Origin of the sequence: Kocuria gwangalliensis, assembly GCF_039544365.1 — a bacterium.
Lineage (GTDB): Bacteria > Actinomycetota > Actinomycetes > Actinomycetales > Micrococcaceae > Kocuria > Kocuria gwangalliensis.
Genome location: NZ_BAABLN010000032.1, coordinates 1 through 20,281, shown reverse-complemented (window position 1 = coordinate 20,281; position 20,281 = coordinate 1). Strand labels below are relative to the sequence as shown.

Below are 20,281 nucleotides of genomic sequence, written 5' to 3'. Positions count from 1 at the left end.
CGTGCTGGTCGGAATCGTATTCTGGGTGCTCGCCGTGGTGGCCGTGACCGCGGGGGCAGCTGTGTTCGTGGTGGACTCCATGGCCCGGGCCACCTATGCCCTGGCGCTGTCGTTCATCGCGGTGGGGGTGCAGATTCTGCTGCTCGGGCAGAGCTACCTCGGGATCATCACGATCCTCATGATGGTGATGGAGATGGCGGTGATGGCGGTCTACATGGTGATGTTCATGGGCATGAACCCGGCGCTGATGCCCATGGACATGACCCACGGGAAGAAGACCGCGATCGTCGCCTCGGCCGGGGTCTTCGTGCTGCTGGCCGCCGGTGCGCTGCTCGTGCCGTGGCCGCAGCGGCGCGGTGTCCCGCCCGAGGACGTCACGCACGCGCTGGGCCTGGAGATCATGGGCGAGAAGATGCTGGTCATGGCCGTGGTGGGCCCTGTCATGGTGGCCACCATCGTGGCCGGGGTGGTCCTGGCCGCCCACCGCACCCGCTACGACCGGCTCGGTGACGACCTGCGCCGCCGCCCGGCCGACGACCCCCAGCCGGGGGGTGTGGGCCGATGACCCTGGAAGCCGTGCTGGTCGTGGCCGCCGCACTGTTCGCCGTCGGGCTCTACGGCGCCCTGTCCCAGCAGGTGGTGGTGATGGTGATGATGGGCCTGGAACTGATGATCAACGGGGTCCTCCTGGCCGCCGCGGGCTTCTGGTGGTTCCTCGCCCCGGACCCCTCCGGGCAGGTGCTGCTGCTGGTGATCCTGGCGGCCATGACCGTGGAGATGGCCATGGGCTTCGCCGTGGCCACGCTGCTGCACCGCAGGCGCCAGACCGACATGACGGACATGGCCGAGGAGCTCTCCCGATGACCGCGGCCCAGGCCGTCCTGCTGGCCGTGGTGGTGCTCCCGGCCACCGTGGGGGCGGTGCTCGCCCTCACCCGGGCGGAGCGTGCCGCGGCCCCGGTCGCGGTGGCGACCGCCGCGGTGACCACGGTGCTCGCGGCGGTCGCCGCCCTGGCGCGGCCCGCCCTGGCGTATCCGTTCGTGGCCGGTGCCGACTTCGCGCTGGAGGCCGACGCCCTCGCGGCACTGACCCTCCCGATGGTCGCGGGAGTGACGCTCCTGGTGCTGGTCTTCGCGGCCGGCAGCATCCGGGCGGCACGGCCGCGCTTCCACGGGCTGATGCTGCTCTTCGCCGCCGCGGCCCTGACCACGGTCACGGCCGCGAGCCTGCCGGCGCTGCTGTTCGCCTGGGAGCTGATGGGCGCCACGTCCTACGCCCTGATCGGGTTCTGGTGGCGGGACGCCGACCGCGTCTCGGCCGGACTCACCGCCTTCATCACGACCCGCACCGCGGACTTGGGACTCTACGTCGCCGCCGGCGCCGCCCTGGCCGGCGGCGCCGGGATGGCCCTGTCCGCCCTGCCGGCCGCCGAGAGCCCGTGGCGGCACGTGATCGCGGCCGGGATCCTCGTGGCGGCCCTAGGCAAGGCCGCGCAGCTGCCGTTCTCCTTCTGGCTCTCCGGGGCGATGAAGGGCCCCAGCCCGGTGAGCGCGCTGCTGCACTCCGCGGCCATGGTCGCCATGGGCGGCTACCTCCTGCTCCGGGTGGAGCCGCTGCTGGCCTCCACCGGGTGGGCGGGCCCGGCCGCGGCGTGGATCGGGGCGGTGACCGCGGTGCTGATGGGGTTCGTGGCGCTGGCCCAGCGGGAGCTCAAGCAGCTGCTGGCGGCGTCCACGGTGGCGCAGCTGGGCTTCGTCGTGCTGGCCGCCGGGGTGGGCGCGGTCAGCGGCGGCGCGGCCCACCTGGTGGCCCACGCCTCCACCAAGGCGCTGCTGTTCCTGGCCGCCGGGGCGTGGCTGACGGCCCTGGGCACCGAGGAGCTCGCGGCACTGCGCGGGGCCGGCCGCCGGTGGCGGGTCGTGGGCGTGAGCGCGACCGTGGGGGCGCTGGCCCTGGCCGGGATCGCCCCACTGTCCCTGTGGGCCACCAAGGACGCGGTGCTGGCCGCCGCCCTCGAGGCCTCGGCGTGGCTCTACGCCGCCGGGCTCGTGGCGGCGGCCCTGTCGGCGGCCTACGCGGGCAAGGTCCTGTGGACGATCTGGTATCGGGGTGTCCGCGCTGAGGCCCAGGAGGGCGGCACCGGGGGAGTGGGGGTGCTGGAGCAGGTCCCGCTGGTCGTGCTCGCCGTCGGCGCGGCCGCCCTCGGGGTGCTGGCCCTGCCCCCGGTCAGCACGACCCTCGCCCAGGCGGTGGGCGGGCACGGTGAGGTGGCGGCCGCCGAGCTGCTCGTCTCGGCCGCGATCGCCCTCGTGGTCCTGCTGCTCATGCTGCGCCTGCGCGTCCCCGAGCCGGGATGGGCCGTGCGGTGGCTAGGGTTGGAGGCCGCCGCGCACGCCGTCGTCGTCCGCCCCTCACTGGGCCTGGCGCACGCCCTGGCCCGGTTCGACGACCTCGTCCTGGACCGGGCCGTGACCGCCGCCGCCGGGGCCGTCCCGGTGCTGGCACGGGCCGCGGCCCGGTTCGACGACCGGGCCCTCGACACCGGGGTCGAGGCCACCGCGCACGCCGCCGACGCGACCGGCCGGGGTGCGGCCCGGCTCGACGACGACGTCGTGGACGGCGCCGTCGAGGGCCTCGCCGGCCGGGTCCGCCGGCTCGGGCAGCTGGCCCGGGCCCCGCAGACCGGGGCAGTCCACCAGTACTTCCTCCAGGCCGTCGCGGTGCTCGCCGTCGGCGTCGTGGCCTGGTCCGTCTACGCCGTGATGGGATGAACATGCTGAGCCTGATCGTCTTCCTGCCCCTGGCCGCCGCCGCCGTCCTGGCCGTGGTCCCCTCGATCGGGGCCGCGGCCGCGCGGTGGGCGTGGGTGGCGGTGAGCGTCGTGGAGCTGCTGCTCGTGGGCGTGCTGTGGGCGGGCTACGAGGACCCGGGACCCAACGGGCTGGCGTTCGAGGAGCAGGTGCCGTGGATCCCCGGGGTGAACAGCAGCTACCACGTGGGCGTGGACGGGCTCTCCCTGCCGCTGCTGGCCATGACGGCCGTCGTGTTCCTGGCCTGCGCCGTCCACGCCCTGCGGGACGCGGACCGCCCGCGCGTGCAGGCCGCACTGTTCCTGTTCCTGCAGGGCGTGAGCCTCGGGGTGTTCGTGGCGGCCGACCTCATCCTGTTCTTCGTCTTCTTCGACCTGTCCATCGTGGGCATGTACTTCGTGATCGCCGGGTGGGGCCACGGCAACGCGGTCCGGTCGGCGCTGAAGTTCTTCCTCTACACGTTCCTGGGCTCCCTGGCCCTGCTGCTGGGCTTCATCGGCCTCTACGTGGCGGCGGCACCGCACACCTTCGACATCCCCGAGCTCGTCGCGGCCGCACCTCTGGCGGGCGATCCGCTCACCGGGGGGTTGGTGCTCGCGGCGATCCTGGTGGGCCTGGCCGTGAAGACCCCCACCGTGCCGTTCCACACGTGGCTCCCCCCGGCCCACACGGACGCCCCGGCCACCGGCTCGGCCGTGCTGGCGGGGGTGCTGCTGAAGATGGGCACCTACGGGTTCGTGCGCATCGCCATGCCGATCCTGCCCGAAGCGTGGCGGGCGTGGGCCTGGGTGATCGTGGCCGTCGGCGTCGTCTCGGTGCTCTACGGGGCGTTCGTGGCCCTGGCCCAGACGGACCTCAAACGGATGATCGCCTACACCTCCGTCAACCACATGGGCTACATCGTCCTGGCCCTGGGCGCGGTCGGCGTCCTCGCCGAGGGCGCCGCCCAGGCCCGGTCCGTGGCGGTCACCGGGGCGGTGGTGCAGATGGTCAGCCACGGGCTGATCACCGCCGCCCTGTTCCTGCTCGCCGGGGTGATGCAGGCCCGGGCCGGGACCTACGACATGGGCTCCTACGGCGGGCTGGCCGCCCCGGCACCGCGCTACGCGGCACTGTTCGCGGTCGGGGCCTTCGCCTCCTTGGGCCTGCCCGGGTTCTCCGGGTTCATCGCCGAATTCCAGATCTTCGCCGGCAGCATCGCGGTCGCCCCCGTCACCGCGATCGCCCTGCCGGGCATCCTGGTCACCGCCGCGCTGTTCCTGCGGGCCCTGCAGCGGGTCTTCACCGGCCCAGCGGCCGGGCACACCCCCGGGTTCGCAGATCTCCAGGGGCGGGAGCTGTGGTCGGTGGGTCCCCTGTTGGCCCTGTCCTTGCTCATCGGTGTGCTGCCCCGGGTGCTGCTCGAGGTGGTCGAGCCGGCCTCGAGTGCCCTCGTGAGCCTGGTGGGACGGTAGCCGGTGGAGGCCTCGATGCAGATGCGGCCCATGCTGCTACTGCCGGAAATCGTCGTCTTCATCGGTGGGTTGGTGGTGCTGCTGGGCGGATCCTTCCTGCCCCGCGACCGGCAGTGGATCGCCCGCGCCGCCGCAGCCCTGGCCCTGCTGGGTGCCGCGACCGCCGCGGCCCTCGCCATGGCCGGGCCCGCGCAGAGCGCCTTCAGCGGCACCTTCACCGTGGACACCGCCACCGGTACCGCCCGGGTGATCACCGCCCTGACCACCCTGCTGGTCCTGGGGGTGGCCTCCGGGGAGATCGCCGGGTCCCCGCGGGAGTCGGACACGTACGCGCTGCTGCTGCTGGCCACCACCGGAGTGATGGTCCTGGCCGGGTCCACCGACCTGCTCGTGCTGATCGTGGGGTTCCTGCTGGCCAGCATCCCCCTGTACGGGATCGTCGGCCTCACCGGCGGCCGCGCCGGGGCCGAGGCCGCCATGAAGACCTACCTCATGGGGGCGCTGTCCGGGATCCTGCTCATGCTCGGGGTCACCGTGCTCTACGCCCTGGCCGGGGGCACCGACTACGCCCTGCTCCAGGAGACGCTGCCCGCGGCCCCGGCCGCGGCCGTGGGCGCGGGCGTGCTGGGCGTGCTCGCCGGGCTGCTCTTCAAGGCCGGTGGGGTGCCCTTCCACTTCTGGGTGCCCGACGCCGCCCAGGGCACCGGGGCCACCGCCGCCACGTTCCTCACCACCGTCCCGAAGGTGGGGGCGCTGGTGGCCGTGTACCGGCTCGTGGCCACGGTCTCCGCCGGGGACGGCTCCTGGTTGCTCGTCGCCGCACTGCTGGCCACCGCCTCGATGGTCCTGGGCAACCTCGCGGCGTACTGGCAGACCGACCCCCGCCGGCTGCTGGGCTGGTCCACGGTGGCCCAGGTCGGGTTCCTGCTCGTGCCCGTGGCCGCGGCCGGGCGCAGCGACCTGGCCCTGCCCTCGCTGCTGTTCTACCTCGCCGCCTACGCCGTCACCAACGTCGCCGCCTTCGCCGTCACCGCCGCGCTGCCCGAGCACCGGGAGCTGGCCGACTACCGGGGCCTGGCGCGCTCCCGCCCCGGCCTGGGGCTGGCGCTGCTCGTGGCGCTGCTGGGGCTGGTGGGGACCCCGCCGCTGGCCGTGTTCGTCGGCAAGCTCACCACCGCCACCGCCGCCTGGGACGGCGGGCACGGCTGGCTGGCCCTGGTGGTGATGCTCAGCAGCGTGCTCAGCCTCTTCTACTACCTGCGCTGGTTCGCCCCCGTCTTCGCCCGCCCGGAGCAGCACGCCGCGGGGTTCCCCGGCCGCGGCGGGGCGGCCGCCTGGCCGGCCGTCACCGCCGGGGTCGCCGCGGTCGCGAGCCTGGTGCTGGGTGTCCTGGCCGGCGCCCTGTGGGCGGCCCTCGAGGGCCCCCTGGGAATGTAGGTGCGGCGACCTTCGCGCCCCGGACCGCCCGTGCGCAACGCCGAGAGGGGCGAACTCAGGCCCGGGTGCTCTGGCCGTGCTCGGCCGCATAGGCGGCGAAGACCTCACCGGGGTGCTCCCCGGTGCCCACGAAGTCGTCCTTGATCTCGGACCCGAGCTGGTCCAGGGCCGAGGACAGCCGCTGGGCGCTGGACCGCACCGCCGGCTCGGACCGGGCCATGGCCGCATCACGGAGCCGCAGCGCATACGGCAACTGCCGTGCCAAGGACAGATCGGGGTCGCTCTCCTGAAAATAGAAACCCTCGGTGTGCTGGGTGAAGTCCACGGAGATCTTCGTGAGATCCGCCTGCAGGGAATCCAGGACCCGGGAGGCGATGACCGGCTCGACCTCCTCGATCGTCTCGGCATAGTCGGCGTCGGCCAGCCCCTTGAGTTCCAGGGCCAGCGCCCGGCGCCGCATCAGGGGAGGATAGATCTGCGTGAACCACGTCAGCGCCGCGGTCAACAGCGCGAACCCGGTCAAGGCCTCGAACGGGGCAGCGACCCGGATCCACGAGTCGGTGGCCACCACGTCCCCGTAGCCCAGCGTCGACAGCGTCACCACGGAGACGTAGACGGCCTCGACCGCGTCCGGGTAGGCGGCCGCGTCGATGCCGGAGGAATACATGAACCCGCCCGGGACGTGCGGGTAGTAGATCAGCGCCCACCCCGCTGCTTGCAGCACCACCCAGAGGAGCACCACGGCCACCATCGCCGCCGGCCCCACGGCGGAGCCGGCCCGGTGACCGGTGGCCTTCGAGACCTTCCACACCGTGGAGAGCACCAGTCGGCTCAGACGTCCCTGGCCGCTGGGGTGCAACAGGGTGTGGAACATGTCCATCAGCCCGGCCACGATGACCACGATCCCCAGAGCTGTCAGCAGTACGTCCATGATCGACCTCCGTCGTTGGTTCTTGTTCTTCCGGTCCCCGGGTTACGGGGCGGCTCACCGGTCCTCAGTGCTGTTCGTGCTCGCCCTGCCGCGCGTCCTCGTCGGAGCGGTGTCGCACGGTGAACCACTGCGCCACGACGATGACCAGGGCCACCACGGCGGTGATTACCAGGGTGAACGGGTCCGACTGGGATTTCAGCAGCACGAACGGCACGAGCACCGTGACGTCGAGGGCGATCGCGACCCAGGGGATCCACGGTTTGGCCCCGACGTCGTCCTTGAGGTGGCGGAGGATGCCGAGGTGGATGGCGATGTCCATCGCCAGGTAGAGGATGGCGCCGAGGGAGGCGATCTGGCCCAGGTCGAAGAAGGCCGCCATGACGATGGCCAGTCCCGCCGTGATGTAGAGGGACTGGTGGCCCTCCTGACCCGGCAGCCCGGGGGCCTGGCCCATGTCGCGGAGCATGTCGTAGAGCTTCGAGACCGAGAACAGGCTCGCGATCAGCCCCGACAGGGTCGCGACGACGGCGATCGCCACGGTCAGCGTCACGCCCCAGGCGCCGAACATCGGCTCGGCCGCCTCGGCCAGGGCGTAGTCCCGGGCCTCGACGATCTGCGGCACGGTCAGGCTGCCGGTCACCGCGACGGTGATCAGCAGGTAGAGCACGGTGCACAGGGCGAGGGAGATCATGATGGAGCGGCCGATGTTGCGCTCCGGCTGCTGCAGGTCGGCGCCCTGGTTGGTGATCGTGGTGAAGCCCTTGTACGCCAGGATGCACAGGGTGGTTCCGGCCAGGAAGCCCAGCCATCCCGCCTCCGGCGGGGTGCGGTCGGCGGCGCTGAACAGCCGGCCCAGGGAGGACACCCCGGCGGCGAGGATGCCGGCGATCGCCAGCACGGCGATCCCGACGATCTTGAGCGCCGCGGTCACCGTGGCGGAGCGCTCCACCCACCGGTTGCCCACCAGGTTGACCAGGGCGGCGGCCACGATCGCCACCACCGCCAGCACCGCCACCCACACCTCGGAGCCCTGCAGGCCGAAGGGGCGCAGCAGGTAGGAGGCGAAGGTACGGCCCAGCAGGGACTCGGCCAGGATCATCGACACGTACATGAACAGGGAGAAGGACCCGGCGAGAACCCCGGGGCCGTAGGCGGCCTTGAGCAGCATCGCGATCCCGCCGGAGGACGGGTTGGTGGCCGAGTAGCGGATGTAGGAGTAGGAGCTGAACGCCACGACCACGGCTCCGGCGAGGAACGCCCAGGGCACCCAGCCGCCGGCCAGTTCGGCGACCTGCCCCACGAGGGCGAAGATGCCTGCGCCGATCATCACCCCCGTCCCGAGGGCGACGGAACCGGTCAGGGAGAGCTTCTGCTGCGTCTGCGTGTCGTGGTCCATGAGGAGGTGCACGTCCTTCCTGCCGGGCGGTGAGTGCCCCCGGCGGTGGGGTGGTTCGGACAGGGTCGGTGGGCCGGCCCACGGTGCTCAGCGGGCCTCGAGGGTGCCCATCATGCCGAGGTCCTCGTGGTCGAGGATGTGGCAGTGGTAGACGGTGCGGCCGGCGAAGTCGTCGAAGGCCACCCGGACCGTCACCTCTCCGAAGGCCGGGACGTTGACCACGTCCAGCCACCGCGGTGCGGCGACCTCGCGGCCCGCCTCGGTCACGACCTGCATGGGCCACACGTGCAGGTGCATCGGGTGGTCCATGGGGCTGGAGTTGGTGAGGGTCCACTCCTCCACGGTGCCCACCCGGACCCGCTGGTCGGTGCGCTCGGCGTCGAACGGCCGCCCGTCGATCGTGAAGGACATCATCTGCCCGGGGCCGCGCATGCCGCCCATCATCCCGCCCATGCCCATGCCCATGGCGAAGTCCAGGGTGCGCCGGGCCGCGACCGGCTCCTCGCGCAGGTCCCGCAGCACCGGACCCGGGGGGACGGGGCCGGCGTCCGCGGCCCGGTCCCCGGTGACCTCGAGGGTGAGCAGCTCGATCGGCTCGTCGGTGCCGGGGCCGTCCCCCGGCATCGCCCCGCCCATCATGCCGTCCATGCTGCCGCGGTCCACGGGGGCGGCGGTCAGGGTGGAGGCGCCCTCGCGGGTGTCCACGAGCAGCTCCACCCGGTTGCCCGGGGCCAGGGTCACCTCGGTGAGCTCGACCGGCTCGGGGAGGCGGCCGACGTCGCGGCCGAGCAGCCGCAGCGTCTGGCCGTCGAGGGTCAGGCGCAGGTACCGGGCCGGGCAGGCGTTGACGACCCGCCACAGCTCCCGCTCCCCGGGTGCGGCGCCGGCCCGGGGCCGGACCTGGCCGTTGACCAGCACGGTCTCGCCCTCCCGGCCCATCATCCGCTGCGGCGGAGAGACCTCGGCCAGGTTCCCGGAGTCGTCGAGGGTGAGGTCCGAGACCACCAGCACCCGTTCCCGGGCCACGGGCACGGGGTCGGGGTCCTCGACGACGATGGCCCCGTAGAGACCCGCCGCGAGCTGGTCGGCCACGTGCCCGTGCCGGTGCGGGTGGTACCAGTAGGTGCCGGGCGGGTGGTCGTCCGGAAGGGAGAAGTCGTAGTCGAAGGAGTCCCCGGGGGCGATGCTGACGAAGGGGTTGTCCCCGTTGTCCTCCGGGGAGACGTGCAGCCCGTGCACGTGCAGGTTCGTGGGGGCCTCCAGGCCGTTGGTCATCGCCACCCGGAGCGTGTCGCCGGGGCGGACCCGCAGGGTGGGCCCCGGCAGGGAGCCGTTGAACGCCTGCACGTGCGCGGTGCGCGCCCCGATCCGCACCCGGGCGGGGGCGGCCTCCAGGGCCAGGTCCAGGGCCCCGTCCCGGCTGGACAGCACCTCAGGCTGCACCAGCTCCCGGCCGCCGCCGAGGGCCTCGCCGCCGCCGCCGCTGGTCCACCACAGCCCGGCCCCGCCCACGGCCGCGGCACCGGCCCCGGCCGCGCCCAGGGCCAGCATCTGTCGGCGGGTCAGCGGGCTCACCTGCCGCCCTCGTCCAGGGTCCGCAGCCGCTCCCGGTATTCCTCGGTGCTGATCTCCCCGCGCGCGTAGCGCTCCTCGAGGATCTCGCGGGACCGGCGCGGGCCCGCCCCCGTCGGGGGCGCGGCGTATCCGCCCTGCCTGGTCCCGCCGCCCGTGCCGCCGGTGAACGCCTTCACGAGCACGACCACCAGCACGACCACCCCCACGATCAGCAGGATCCAGAAGAGCCAGGCCCATCCCATGCCCCCTCCCATGCCGTCGCCCCACATCATCACGGTCCTCCTTCATCGATCGGTTCGCTGCTTCCTGCAGAGCGCCGCCCGTGGGCGGCGACGCCGGTCACCTGGGCAGTCAGGAACCGTCCGGCAGCTCCTGGAGCATCTGCTCCATCTCGGTGATCTCCGCCTCCTGGTCCTCGACCACCTGGCGGGCGAGCTCGACGGCCTGGGGGTTCTGTCCCTGCTCGATCTGCTCCTGGGCCATCTCGACCGCGCCTTCGTGGTGGACGGTCATCTGCTCCAGGTACAGCCGGGCCGCGTCCGTCCCCTGCGCGTCGGTGAGCATGCCCATGTCCTCCTCGCTCATCATCCCGCCGGCCCCGTGGTCCATGGACGTGGAGTCCTCGCCGGACATCGGCGCTTCCCAGGTCTGCAGCATCTGGTTCATGCGCTCGATCTCCGGGCCCTGGGCATCGATGACCTTCTGGGCGAAGTCCTGGACATCGGCGGGGATGTCGTCCTTGGCCAGCAGTGTCTCGCTCATGTCCACGGCCTGCTGGTGGTGGGGGATCATCATCTGGGCGAACATCACGTCGTCGTCGTTGTGCTCTTCAGCGATCGGCTCCCCTGAGGTAGCGCCCGACGGGGTGCTCGAGGGGCTACCGGCCCCGGTGGCGGCAGCTGTGGAGCTGGTGGTCTCGGAGGCCGCGTCAGTGTTCTGTTCGCCTCCGGTGCCGCAGCCGGCCAGGGCCAGGGCAGAGGCGAGGGCCACGGCGGTGAGGGAAGAGGCTCGGTTCATGGGGATGTCCTTACGTGGGGTGGTTGGGTGGTGGTGGCCCCAGGCAGGGCCTGGAGACCGGGAGCCGGGTCGGGCCGTGGGGGATCCGGTCCCGGCACGCTCAGGAAGAGGTGACCGCATATCCGGCACGCGCCACTGCGGCGCGCACGGATTCCTCTGCGACAGGGGTGGTGCTGGTCACGGTAACGGCCGAAGCCTCGCCGGCTACGAGGTCGATCTGCACGTCAAGGACCCCCTCCAACGCCGTGAGGGCCTCGGTGACCCGGCCGGCGCAGTGGCCGCAGGTCATGCCCTCCACCTGGTAGGTCGTGGCGGTGCCGTCCGAGGACGGCGACTGCGCCTCGACGGCAGTCCCCGCTTCCTCAGGGACAGAGGAGGGAGCGCAGCAGGCGCAACCGGTGGCGGCCATCGGCAGGGGGCGGCGGGGCGAGCTGGTCATGGTGGGCTCCTTCGGATCGTGAGGGAACGGGGAACGCCCCTCGCCTCTCAGGTATATACCCTGGGGGGGGTATAGTGCAAGGATGTCAGTGAGCCTCCCGAGCGGGAGGCAGATCGGCCAGTTGGGGGGGCGGCAACTGGATGGTGAACACCGCGCCGTGTCCGGGGCCGGGGGAGGCGGCGGTCAGGGTGCCGCCGTGGGCTTCGACCAGTGCTTTGGAGATGGTCAGGCCGATCCCGGAGCCGCCGTGGTCGCGGTCGCGGGCGGTGTCCCCGCGGTAGAAGCGTTCGAAGACGTGGGACAGGTGTTCGGCGCTGATGCCATCACCGGTGTCGGCCACGTGGATGGCGATCTGCCCGGGACCCTGCCGGGCCGCCCTCAGGATCACCTTTCCGCCCAGCGGGGTGTGGCGCAGGGCGTTGGTGAGCAGGTTGCCCAGTACCTGGCCCATCCGTTGCCGGTCCACGTCCACGGTCCCGGCCGACTCGTCGACGTCGAGCTCCAGGGCTACGCCCTTGGCGGCGTAGCCCTCCCGGTGGGCCTCCACGGCACTCCGGAGGAGCTCACCGACGGGCTGCTCGGTGCGGTCCAGGTCGATCCGGCCCTCCTCGGCGCGGGAGACGTCGTTGATGTCGTCCACCAGCCGGGTCAGTCGGGCCAGTTGCTCGCTCATGAGCTCACTGGTGGTCTCATCCCAGTGGGTGACCCCGTCCTGGAGGGCCTCGCAGTAGACGGTGAGCACCGCGATGGGGGTGCGCATCTCATGGGCCAGGTCTGAGAGCATTCGCCGGCGGGTGTCCTCGGTGCTCCGCAGACGGGCGGCCATGGTGTTGAACGAGGAGGCAAGGGCCTCGACCTCCGCCCCGGCGCCCATCGCCGGGACCCGGGTGTCGTAGCGGCCGTGGGCCATGCCCTGGGCCGCCTCGGTCAATCGTTCCAACGGCCCCCGGATACGACGGGAGCACCAGGCGCTGACCACCAGGGCGCAGACCAGGGCGGTGCCCAGGGCCACGCCCAGGGTGATGAGGTTGGTGTCGCGGTAGGCCTGCTCCACGTGCAGCAATTCCGGGGAGTTCTCCGGGTGCCCGGCCATGATCAGGTGCTCGTGGAAGATCGCCGGGCCGGCCAGGGAGGCCACCACGACCGCGGCGAGCAGGCTGGCGGCCACCACCAGCAGCTGGGCGAGCAGGAACCGGGAGACCAGCCCCCGGGGGCGTCGGGTCATCGGGCCCCCATCCGGTAGCCGACCCCGCGCACCGTGTCGATATGGGCGGTCGGTTCCTCGCCCAGCTTGCGGCGCAGGTGGCCGATGTGCACGTCCACGATCCGCTCGTCGCCCACCCAAGCCGGGTCCCACACGATGTCGATGAGCTGACGACGGGAGAACGCCTGGTGTGGGCGGGCCGACAGGGCCGCCAGCAGGTCGAACTCGGTGCGGGTGAGCGCCACCGGATCGCCGCCCACCCGCACCTCGTGGGCGGTCAGGTCGATGACGAGGTCCCCGAACACCCGCGCCGGTTCGGCCGGGGCCACGGTGGGGCGGGGCCGGCGCAGCACCGCGGCCACCCGGGCGACGAGCTCGCGCACGCTGAAGGGCTTGGTGATGTAGTCATCGGCCCCGGCGGCCAGCCCGGCCAGCTTGTCCTCCTCGTCCCCGCGGGCGGTGAGCATCAGCACGTAGCACTCCGAGAAGGCCCGCAGCCGCCGGCACACCTCGACCCCGTCCAGCCCCGGCAGCCCCAGATCCAGGACCACGACGTCCGGGTGCTCCGTGCGGGCGGTCTCGAGGGCGGCGGGGCCGGTGTGCGCCTGGGCGACGGCGTAGCCGGCGCGGGACAGGTAGGTGGCGACCATCTGCGCCAGAGGCTTTTCGTCGTCGACCACCAGCACCCGCCCGGCTGAGGACGCATCCCTGTCTGCGGAGATCACCATGATCCCAGTGTGTCCCGCCGTCCCGACGTAGAAGCCACTCGGGGGCCGGATGGTCCGCAATCTTCGCCAAACCTTCAAGGAATCTGGGCTCCCGCCTGCCGGTGGCCTGCCAGAATGGTTCTCAACCCCTGCATTTTCTAGTGACCCGACAAGGAATCATGGACACCCTTTCCCGTAGAAGTCTGCTCGTCGCCGGATTCGGCCTGCTCGGCTCCGGCGCCCTGGCGGCCTGTTCCTCACCTGCCCCGTCCCTCCCAGCAGGGGTGGGGGCCGGGACGGCCTCCGCCGGAGCCGGTCAGCGCCTCGTGGACACGGCGCTCACCGCCCGGCCGGTCACGCTCGATCTGGGCGGATCGACGGTGGCGACGTGGGCCTACGGCGACAGTCTCCCCGGTCCGCTCATCCGCGCCACGGCCGGGGACCGGCTGCGCATCCGGGTCGAGAATCGCCTGCCGGCGGACACCACCGTGCACTGGCACGGCATCGCCCTGGCCAATGGCGCCGATGGGGTGCCCGGGGTGACCCAGGATCCGATCGCCGCCGAGGCGACCTACACCTACGACTTCACCGCCCCGGACCCGGGGACCTACTTCTACCACCCGCACGTCGGGGTGCAGCTGGACCGCGGTCTGTACGCCCCGCTGATCATCGACGACCCGCAAGAACCCGGCGCCTACGACCACGAGTGGATCCTCGTCCTCGACGACTGGGTCGACGGCACCGGCCGTACCCCCGATGAGGTCCTGGCCGCCCTGACCTCCTCCCGGGACAACGGCGGGATGCCCGGGATGGACCACGGCAACATGGGCGGGATGGAGGGCATGGACATGTCCTCCGGCTCCTCGGAGGGCATGGCTGGGATGGACCACGGGGCGATAAGCGCCGGGGACTCCCCGTACGGCGATGACGCCGGGGACGTGGCCTACCCGCACTACCTGGTCAACGGGCGGGTGCCGGCGGACCCGGAGGTGCTCACGGCGAAGCCGGGCCAGAAAGTGCGGTTGCGGATCATCAACGCCGCCGCGGACACCATCTTCACGGTCGCCCTGGGCGGGCATCGCATGACCGTCACACACACCGATGGGTTCCCGGTGCAGCCGCAGGACACCGATGCCCTCTATCTGGGCATGGGGGAGCGCTACGATGCGACCGTCACCCTGGCCGAAGGGGTCTTCCCGTTCGTGGCCGTGCCGCTGGGCAAGGAGGGGCAGGCCATGGCCCTGGTGCGCACCGGGGCTGGCAGCCCACCGCCGTCGTCAGTGCGACCGGCGGAACTGGACAAATCCGTGCTCATCGGCGCCGACCTGAAACCGGCGGACAACGCCCGGCTGGAGGACCGGGACCCCGATGTGCGCCTGGAGCTGGCCATGACCGGACAGATGAATCCTTACGAGTGGGGATTCAACGGGGCCCCTTACGGGCAGCACGACCCACTGGAGATTCAAGAGGGACAGCGGGTGCGGCTCGACGTGGCCAACCACACGATGATGGCCCATCCCCTGCATCTGCACGGGCACACCTTCGCGTTGCCCAACGGCCTGCGCAAGGACACCGTCCTGATCGCTCCGATGCAGTCGATGGCCATCGATGTGCAGGCGGACAATCCCGGGAACTGGCTGATCCACTGCCACAACATCTACCACGCTGAGGCCGGCATGACGACCGAACTGAGATACCGCCCATGACCACCCTCTCCCGCCGCACCCTGCTCACCTTCGGCCTGGTCGCCGGCACCGGACTGGCCGTCACCGCCTGCTCACCACAGTCCGGGAACTCCACCGCCCCGGCCTCCAGCACGGGCACCGCCATCACCCACGTCCACGCCATCACCCGCGATGCGGCCGGGACGATCCTGCTGGCCACCCACGAAGGCCTGTTCCGCCTGGACGACCAGGACCTGACCCAGGTCGGCCCGGTAGTGGACCTGATGGGCTTCACCACCACCGGCGAGGGGCGCTACCTCGCCTCCGGCCACCCGGGTCTGGGCGTGGACCTGCCTGAACCGGTCGGGCTGATCGAGTCCACCGACGCCGGTGAGAGCTGGAGAGTGCTCTCGCGGGCCGGGGAATCGGACTTCCATGCCCTGGCCGCCGGCCCGAACGGGGTCATCGGCTTCGACGGGCAGCTGCGCATCAGCGCCGACGGCCGCAACTGGGACACCGCCGCCATCCCCTCCGCCCCCGCTTCTCTGGCGGTCGCCCCGGGTACGGGCACGGTGCTGGCCACCACCGAGGACGGCCTGCTGCGCTCCTCCGACAACGGCACGACGTGGACGACGGTGGACACCCCGCAGTTGATGTCCCGGGTGGCCTGGGCCGACGACGAAACGATGGTGGGCGCCGGTATCGACGGGCGCCTGCTGACCAGCCGTGACGCCGGGGACACCTGGACAGCCAGTCGGGACCCGGTCGGCGAGGTCGTAGCCCTGGGAGCAGGTCTGACCGACGGCGGGGAGGTCGAGGCGCTGCTGGTGGAGGGCCCCCGGGTGCTGCGGAGCCTGGACGGTGGAGCCACGACGGAGCAGCTGCTGTGAACACCACCGCTCGTGCCCCCAGGCACAGTCGGCGACCATTCACGCCTGACAGCGCGCCAGGCAACAAGGGAGTAGGGGGCCATCATGAGTAAGGACGACTCTACGCACCAGGACGCCACCCATGCCGCGATGCCGGCGGAGGCCGGACGTGTCCCGCGGAAACGGCTGACCGGCATCGACGCGGCGCGCGGGCTGGCGCTGATCGGGCTGACCGCCATCCATTTCCTGCCCGCCGAGAACGAACAGACCCACGAGGCGACGCTGAGCTGGACCCTGTTCTCCGGAGACTCCGCCGCCCTGTTCGCCCTGCTGGCAGGGGTGGGCCTGGCCTTCGCCACCGGTGGCCGACACCCCCGAACAGGCCGACGGATGACGGGAGCGCGGGTGGGCGTGGCGGTGCGGGCCCTGCTGATCTTCGCCCTCGGGGTGGCAATCAACTCCCTGATGCCCGAGGACCCACCGGCGTTCAACATCCTCACCTACTACGGCATCTTCTTCGTGCTGACCATCCCCTTCCTGCACCTGCCCGCCCGGACGCTGTTCCTCAGCGCAGCTGGGTTCGCGGTGGCGGCACCGGTCCTGATGCTGGAGCTGGGCGACCAGGTCCCGGAATTCTCCTCCGGCAATCCCACCGTCATCGACGTGCTCACCGACCCCGGCGCCACCCTCGCCCAATTGCTGCTCACCGGCACCTACCCGGCCCTGCCCTATCTGACCTACTTGCTGGTGGGCCTGGGCATCGGACGCCTGCACCTGCACCACGTCGAGATCCAAACCCGTCTGTTGGTGATCGGGGTGGGTCTGGCGGTCACGGCCCGGCTGGCCTCCTGGCTGGTGCTCTACATCTTCGGCGGCTATCACCAGCTCACCCACGCCGCGTCCTTGGACGAGGAGACTCTGGCCGGGATCCTGATCTGGGGCCCCGACGACGCGCTGCCCGCGGGCTCCTGGTGGTGGCTGGCCATCACCACCCCGCACACCAACATGCCCCTGGCCATCGCCTGGAGCCTGGGGGTGAGCCTGGCCGCGCTCGGGGCGTTCCTGCTACTAGCCCGCAAGGTCGGTCCGTGGCTGCTGCCCCTGTCGGCGATGGGGGCGATGACCCTGACCCTCTACTCCACCCAGCTGGTGCTGCTCTCCTTCGAGCTGCACTACGACCAGCCCCAGCTGTGGTTCCTGCTCTACCTCGTTCTGGCGGCGATCTTCGCCCTCGCCTGGAAACGTGCCTTCGGGCAAGGCCCTCTGGAACGGCTCGTCAGCACGGCCGCCAAGAAAGCCAGCACCACCGTCCTGCCTTCCTCCTCCGGCGCCGATCGAGAATGAGGACACGGTGGTCAGCCACCACATGAAGAAGCTCGTCGACCCTGGCCTGCTCACCCGTGAACAGCGGTGCGCGGCAAAACCTGGGCGGCCGACCGACCTCGTTGGGCAGGCGCTTCTCAGGCCGCGGACTACTCCGTCTTGCGACGCTCAGGGCGGCTCTGTGCTGGATGCCGAGGAAAGCACAGTTCGCAGCACTGCGGTTGGGCTCTCTTCGGAGGCGAGCAGCAGGCCGGCGTAGTGAGCGTTGCTGGCGGCGACGGTGCTGCGCCAGCGGACGGCGGTGGCCAGGTGCATGCCGGTGAGGTCGGCGAGCACGGGTGGTGGCAGCTGTTGGGACAGTGAGGTGAGTGCCCCGGTTCGCGCCGGGCTCACCAGGACACCGACTGCGGCCAGCCGGCGCACCAGAGCGGCCGCTGACAAGGGTGTCCCCGGCTGAGCGCCGGGATACAGCAAATGGTGGTCTTGGGCAGGGGTGAACATCCGACGCGCGCTGCGATCTGCTGCGGTCTGGGTAGCGAGATCGGCCAGCGGCTCGGGCAGGAGCAGCGGTTCCTTCCCGACCGTGACTTGCAGCGCCTCCCCGGTGGAGCGGATGTCGTCCAGACGGATCCGGGTGATCTGGGCAGGGCGGAAGCCGAAGACCAGCACCAGGGCGGCGGCCAGCTTCGTCCCCGCCGTGATCGTGTCGTGGTTCAGGACGCCGTCGAGGACTCGGCGGCGCTGGTCATCGCTGAGACCTCCCACCAACAGGTACGTCCTGGGCGGTCGGGTGATCTCCAGAGGCTGGCTGCGGCCGTTGGTGTGGGCCCAGGTGAGGAAGCCGGCCACGAGGTATTTCTCGGCCCCGGTGGTGGCCCAGTGGTCCAGGTCGGCCTGGTCCAGGCTCGCCAGGGTCTTGCCCCGGTCTCGGGCCCAGGCGAGCAGGTCAAGCACGACCCGCAGCTCGTGCCGGCGGCTGGTGACCAGCGGACCGGACAGGGGCTCGGCGCGGCTTCTGAGATCGCGCAGGTGCTTCCAGGTGGCGAACTGGACAAAGGCCTGCCGCTCACCCGGATCCTCGATCAGCTGGGCGGTGGTGATGATCCACGCCTGGAAGCGGGCCAGCGGCAGGTTGCGGGCGGGCAGCAGGCCGTGCTCGACCAGCAGCGCCCGCACCGCCCGGGTCGTGTACTCGGGCCCGAGATCGTCGAGGGCCTCGTGGTCGAGCAGATCGGGGGTGGCCAACACCGTGCGCAGCAGTTCCACGGCGCGGTGGCGATGGAAGGCCGCGCGGACCGTGGCCGGGTCCCCGGCCTGGAGGGCGGTGAGCATCGTGCGGGCGGTCTCGTGGCGCTCGAGCAACTCGGGCGGGAACAAGGTGGCGAGCTGGTCATCGGCGGTGCACCGGTCGCACAGCCCGGTCTGTCGCAGCTTGGCATGGCGGCCGCAGCGGGTGCAGTCGCGGAAGCTGACCGGGTGGCGCGGGTAGCAGTATTCGCACAGGGGCGCCCCCTCGGTTCGTCCCACGACGCGCCGGTGCCGGTGGCAGACGCTGCAGTCCTCGAGAATGTGGTGACAGCTGTGGCAGATCGGGGCGCCGGACTCGTCCCGGGTGGCGACAATCCGCTCCTGGGCGCACCGGGAGCAGGGTTGCCTGGGTTTGCGGCACCTCTCGCACACCGCGCCCGGGGTGCCGGGGAACCGGCACGGTGTAGTGCGCCCACACCAGGTGCACGTGTCCACCTGGGCTGCGAACCGGCACGGGGCGCAGACGGGTCCGGCGGGGCCGCGGTAGACGATGTGCTGGTGGGTGCCGCACTGGCTGCAGATGCCCCAGCCGTCGGGGAGGGCCTTCGCGCACCCCTGGCACAGCCGGGCCTCGTCGGGCATCCGCCGTGCGATCGGGCCCGTACGCCCACATCCGTCGCACGGTTGGGACCGCAGTGCTGTGTAGCACCGGGAGCAGCAGCGTAAACCTTCATAGACGTTGGTCAGCGACCGGTGCTGCCCGCAGTGCCCGCAGCACGCCGGCGACAACTCGGGCGCCTGGCGGGCCAGCTGATCATAGAGGACACCGAAGAGGGCCGACCCCCGGGCAGGGGCTGCGAACCAATCCGCTCCGTAGTCGGCGATGTCCAGGGCCAAGCGCAACCGGCGCCCGGGCGAGGCGGGAAGCTGGGCGAAGACCCCCCAGGACCGCAGGATCCAGGGAGGGGATCAGGCCGTGGGCGGCCGCGACGAAGATCGCCGATGCTTGCCCGTACATGTCCCGCCAGCAGGCCCCGCAGTAGTCGGCGTCCCCGACGAAGGAGGCGAGCTGACGCTCTCGTCGGCAGCAATGACAGGTGATGGCCCTGGTACCGGCCCGCTTCTTGCACTTGGAGCAGACCCGGTGCCCGTCGAGGCGTTCGGGCAACATCCGCTCGAGACCACAGCCGGTGCAGCGCGGCAGGCGCACCGAGGTGGCACCGGCCTCGAGCAGGGCGGCGATGATGCGCTGCAGCAGGGTCGGCATCGCGTTGTCGGCCGAGGTCAACAACCCCGGATCCACGTGCAGCTGACCCAGCTGCCGGGCCCCGGAGTGGGGCCGCACGACGATGGCAGCCACGATCTCCCGGAGGCGATCGGCGGGCACACCGGCCTCCACCGTGCTGATCAGCTCGGCGATGGGCCGCCCCGGGTGCTCACTCATCGCTGGGAGGCACGATCCGGGCCCGCTTGGGCCGAGCCCCGGAGGCACGCAGCGCATCCGCCGAAGCCTCGGGCGACCCCGCATCGGTGCCGGTGCCGGTGCGAGCGGTGGCCGCGCCGAGATCGACACGGGTGATGAGGTCATTGGCCGTGCAGCCGAAGATGTCCATCAGGGCCGCTAGCACGTGCAAACTCAGCCGTTCCGGTTTCTCCGCGGCCAGCCGGTAGACCTGGCTGGCCGACAGATGGATACCCCTCGCTTCCAGTTCCGGGATGAGCTTGGTGGTGCTGAACATGCCCGCGGCCGCCATTACCTGCCGCAGCTTCCACTCATAGCCGATGACCTTCACTGTCTCTGCCCTCCCGGGTTCGTGGGCAGCACGGCCCGGATCGCGTCATGGAGCATCTTGTTCTTGAAGTCCCCACTCACGGCCGTGTAGAGCCCGGTGGTGGACTGGTAGACGTGGCCGGCCTGTTCCTGGACGAAGCGGGGGTCCACCCCGTCCTCGATCAGATGGGTCACGTAGCTGTGGCGCAGACAGTGCGGGCTCAACGCCGGATCCAAGCCGAGCTCATCGCGGTAGAACCCGAACCGGTCAGCGACGTCACGGGCCTGCAGCCGGGTCCCGCGCTCGGTCAGCCACAGCGCATTCGAGGCCGCACTGGAAGCGCTCTTCACGACTAGACAGTATGTAGTGACCGCCCGGGTGCCTTGGGGGGTTGCGGGCCGGGGCCTCGCTCACAGATATTCGTGGGTTACCGGA

The 20,281-nt window shown here is 71.5% G+C and carries 20 protein-coding genes; 8 read left to right on the top strand and 12 right to left on the bottom strand.

From position 1 onward, the window contains the following. Position 1 precedes the first annotated feature (1 nt). Genes ABEA06_RS10215 through ABEA06_RS10195 form a run of 5 tightly spaced genes read left to right on the top strand, consistent with a single transcriptional unit; the run spans position 2 to position 5,701 of the window. Positions 2-565 (top strand): NADH-quinone oxidoreductase subunit J, encoded by a 564-nt coding sequence (locus ABEA06_RS10215; protein ID WP_098055712.1) that lies wholly within the window; start codon positions 2-4, stop codon positions 563-565. Next, positions 562-864, top strand: coding sequence for an NADH-quinone oxidoreductase subunit NuoK (locus ABEA06_RS10210; protein WP_019310381.1), 303 nt, complete (start codon positions 562-564; stop codon positions 862-864). Before ABEA06_RS10215 ends, ABEA06_RS10210 begins: the two co-directional genes overlap by 4 nt. Beyond that, positions 861-2,771: a proton-conducting transporter transmembrane domain-containing protein gene (locus tag ABEA06_RS10205; RefSeq protein WP_345311428.1), complete on the top strand. Its 1,911-nt coding sequence runs from the start codon at positions 861-863 to the stop codon at positions 2,769-2,771. The genes ABEA06_RS10210 and ABEA06_RS10205 overlap by 4 nt, the downstream gene beginning before the upstream one ends. A 2-nt stretch (positions 2,772-2,773) precedes the next feature. After that, positions 2,774-4,264 carry a complex I subunit 4 family protein gene (locus ABEA06_RS10200; RefSeq protein ID WP_345311427.1) on the top strand — a complete coding sequence of 497 codons (1,491 nt, stop codon included), beginning with the start codon at positions 2,774-2,776 and terminating at the stop codon, positions 4,262-4,264. Between the two features lie 15 nt (positions 4,265-4,279). Beyond that, on the top strand, positions 4,280-5,701 hold the full coding sequence (locus tag ABEA06_RS10195) for an NADH-quinone oxidoreductase subunit N (protein WP_345311426.1): 1,422 nt from the start codon (positions 4,280-4,282) through the stop codon (positions 5,699-5,701). Between the two features lie 55 nt (positions 5,702-5,756). On the opposite strand, the gene ABEA06_RS10190 is transcribed toward ABEA06_RS10195, so the two are convergent. The 8 genes from ABEA06_RS10190 to ABEA06_RS10155 form a co-directional block, all read right to left on the bottom strand. Next, positions 5,757-6,632, bottom strand: a complete 876-nt coding sequence (locus ABEA06_RS10190) for a potassium channel family protein (RefSeq protein ID WP_035962920.1) — start codon at positions 6,630-6,632, stop codon at positions 5,757-5,759. Between the two features lie 64 nt (positions 6,633-6,696). Then, positions 6,697-8,028 (bottom strand): APC family permease, encoded by a 1,332-nt coding sequence (locus ABEA06_RS10185; RefSeq protein ID WP_098056165.1) that lies wholly within the window; start codon positions 8,026-8,028, stop codon positions 6,697-6,699. Positions 8,029-8,115: 87 nt separating this feature from the next. Then, entirely contained in the window at positions 8,116-9,603 is a 1,488-nt protein-coding gene (locus tag ABEA06_RS10180) for a multicopper oxidase family protein (protein ID WP_270260431.1), read from the bottom strand. Next, a complete protein-coding gene (locus ABEA06_RS10175) occupies positions 9,600-9,875 on the bottom strand; it encodes an SHOCT domain-containing protein (protein WP_019310374.1) in 276 nt (91 codons plus the stop codon). The genes ABEA06_RS10180 and ABEA06_RS10175 overlap by 4 nt, the downstream gene beginning before the upstream one ends. Before the next feature lie 79 nt (positions 9,876-9,954). Then, positions 9,955-10,620: a DUF305 domain-containing protein gene (locus ABEA06_RS10170; protein ID WP_098055597.1), complete on the bottom strand. Its 666-nt coding sequence runs from the start codon at positions 10,618-10,620 to the stop codon at positions 9,955-9,957. A 100-nt stretch (positions 10,621-10,720) separates the two neighbouring features. Next, positions 10,721-11,059: a heavy-metal-associated domain-containing protein gene (locus ABEA06_RS10165; RefSeq protein ID WP_035962930.1), complete on the bottom strand. Its 339-nt coding sequence runs from the start codon at positions 11,057-11,059 to the stop codon at positions 10,721-10,723. Between the two features lie 85 nt (positions 11,060-11,144). Beyond that, positions 11,145-12,284: a sensor histidine kinase gene (locus tag ABEA06_RS10160; RefSeq protein ID WP_035962932.1), complete on the bottom strand. Its 1,140-nt coding sequence runs from the start codon at positions 12,282-12,284 to the stop codon at positions 11,145-11,147. Next, positions 12,281-12,991, bottom strand: coding sequence for a response regulator transcription factor (locus ABEA06_RS10155; protein WP_144829076.1), 711 nt, complete (start codon positions 12,989-12,991; stop codon positions 12,281-12,283). The genes ABEA06_RS10160 and ABEA06_RS10155 overlap by 4 nt, the downstream gene beginning before the upstream one ends. Positions 12,992-13,149: 158 nt before the next feature. Between ABEA06_RS10155 and ABEA06_RS10150 the strand changes: the two genes are divergently transcribed. The 3 genes from ABEA06_RS10150 to ABEA06_RS10140 all read left to right on the top strand — a co-directional run bounded on the left by ABEA06_RS10150 (position 13,150) and on the right by ABEA06_RS10140 (position 16,847). After that, positions 13,150-14,676, top strand: coding sequence for a multicopper oxidase family protein (locus ABEA06_RS10150; RefSeq protein WP_345311425.1), 1,527 nt, complete (start codon positions 13,150-13,152; stop codon positions 14,674-14,676). Beyond that, positions 14,673-15,524, top strand: coding sequence for a F510_1955 family glycosylhydrolase (locus ABEA06_RS10145; RefSeq protein WP_345311424.1), 852 nt, complete (start codon positions 14,673-14,675; stop codon positions 15,522-15,524). The genes ABEA06_RS10150 and ABEA06_RS10145 overlap by 4 nt, the downstream gene beginning before the upstream one ends. A gap of 84 nt (positions 15,525-15,608) precedes the next feature. After that, positions 15,609-16,847, top strand: coding sequence for a heparan-alpha-glucosaminide N-acetyltransferase domain-containing protein (locus ABEA06_RS10140; RefSeq protein WP_239321857.1), 1,239 nt, complete (start codon positions 15,609-15,611; stop codon positions 16,845-16,847). A gap of 147 nt (positions 16,848-16,994) precedes the next feature. Here ABEA06_RS10140 and ABEA06_RS10135 read toward each other — a convergent pair whose 3' ends face one another. The 4 genes from ABEA06_RS10135 to ABEA06_RS10120 all read right to left on the bottom strand — a co-directional run bounded on the left by ABEA06_RS10135 (position 16,995) and on the right by ABEA06_RS10120 (position 20,196). Next, on the bottom strand, positions 16,995-18,353 hold the full coding sequence (locus ABEA06_RS10135) for a hypothetical protein (RefSeq protein WP_144997621.1): 1,359 nt from the start codon (positions 18,351-18,353) through the stop codon (positions 16,995-16,997). 535 nt (positions 18,354-18,888) lie between these two features. Beyond that, the gene (locus ABEA06_RS10130; RefSeq protein ID WP_098055586.1) at positions 18,889-19,518 is read right to left on the bottom strand and encodes a hypothetical protein; all 630 of its coding nucleotides are present in this window, start codon (positions 19,516-19,518) and stop codon (positions 18,889-18,891) included. Next, positions 19,511-19,867 (bottom strand): helix-turn-helix domain-containing protein, encoded by a 357-nt coding sequence (locus ABEA06_RS10125; RefSeq protein WP_035962946.1) that lies wholly within the window; start codon positions 19,865-19,867, stop codon positions 19,511-19,513. Before ABEA06_RS10125 ends, ABEA06_RS10130 begins: the two co-directional genes overlap by 8 nt. Continuing rightward, entirely contained in the window at positions 19,864-20,196 is a 333-nt protein-coding gene (locus ABEA06_RS10120; RefSeq protein WP_345311423.1) for a tyrosine-type recombinase/integrase, read from the bottom strand. Before ABEA06_RS10120 ends, ABEA06_RS10125 begins: the two co-directional genes overlap by 4 nt. Positions 20,197-20,281: the final 85 nt, after the last annotated feature.

What these genes read in the sequence shown, in the direction of transcription:
- ABEA06_RS10160 (WP_035962932.1), bottom strand. Translation starts at nt 12,284, where the DNA reads ATGACCCGACGCCCCCGGGGGCTGGTCTCCCGGTTCCTGCTCGCCCAG.
- ABEA06_RS10170 (WP_098055597.1), bottom strand. Translation starts at nt 10,620, where the DNA reads ATGAACCGAGCCTCTTCCCTCACCGCCGTGGCCCTCGCCTCTGCCCTG.
- ABEA06_RS10130 (WP_098055586.1), bottom strand. Translation starts at nt 19,518, where the DNA reads ATGAGTGAGCACCCGGGGCGGCCCATCGCCGAGCTGATCAGCACGGTG.
- ABEA06_RS10175 (WP_019310374.1), bottom strand. Translation starts at nt 9,875, where the DNA reads ATGATGTGGGGCGACGGCATGGGAGGGGGCATGGGATGGGCCTGGCTC.
- ABEA06_RS10150 (WP_345311425.1), top strand. Translation starts at nt 13,150, where the DNA reads ATGGACACCCTTTCCCGTAGAAGTCTGCTCGTCGCCGGATTCGGCCTG.
- ABEA06_RS10195 (WP_345311426.1), top strand. Translation starts at nt 4,280, where the DNA reads ATGCAGATGCGGCCCATGCTGCTACTGCCGGAAATCGTCGTCTTCATC.
- ABEA06_RS10200 (WP_345311427.1), top strand. Translation starts at nt 2,774, where the DNA reads ATGCTGAGCCTGATCGTCTTCCTGCCCCTGGCCGCCGCCGCCGTCCTG.
- ABEA06_RS10205 (WP_345311428.1), top strand. Translation starts at nt 861, where the DNA reads ATGACCGCGGCCCAGGCCGTCCTGCTGGCCGTGGTGGTGCTCCCGGCC.
- ABEA06_RS10155 (WP_144829076.1), bottom strand. Translation starts at nt 12,991, where the DNA reads ATGGTGATCTCCGCAGACAGGGATGCGTCCTCAGCCGGGCGGGTGCTG.
- ABEA06_RS10140 (WP_239321857.1), top strand. Translation starts at nt 15,609, where the DNA reads ATGAGTAAGGACGACTCTACGCACCAGGACGCCACCCATGCCGCGATG.
- ABEA06_RS10185 (WP_098056165.1), bottom strand. Translation starts at nt 8,028, where the DNA reads ATGGACCACGACACGCAGACGCAGCAGAAGCTCTCCCTGACCGGTTCC.
- ABEA06_RS10190 (WP_035962920.1), bottom strand. Translation starts at nt 6,632, where the DNA reads ATGGACGTACTGCTGACAGCTCTGGGGATCGTGGTCATCGTGGCCGGG.
- ABEA06_RS10145 (WP_345311424.1), top strand. Translation starts at nt 14,673, where the DNA reads ATGACCACCCTCTCCCGCCGCACCCTGCTCACCTTCGGCCTGGTCGCC.
- ABEA06_RS10210 (WP_019310381.1), top strand. Translation starts at nt 562, where the DNA reads ATGACCCTGGAAGCCGTGCTGGTCGTGGCCGCCGCACTGTTCGCCGTC.
- ABEA06_RS10165 (WP_035962930.1), bottom strand. Translation starts at nt 11,059, where the DNA reads ATGACCAGCTCGCCCCGCCGCCCCCTGCCGATGGCCGCCACCGGTTGC.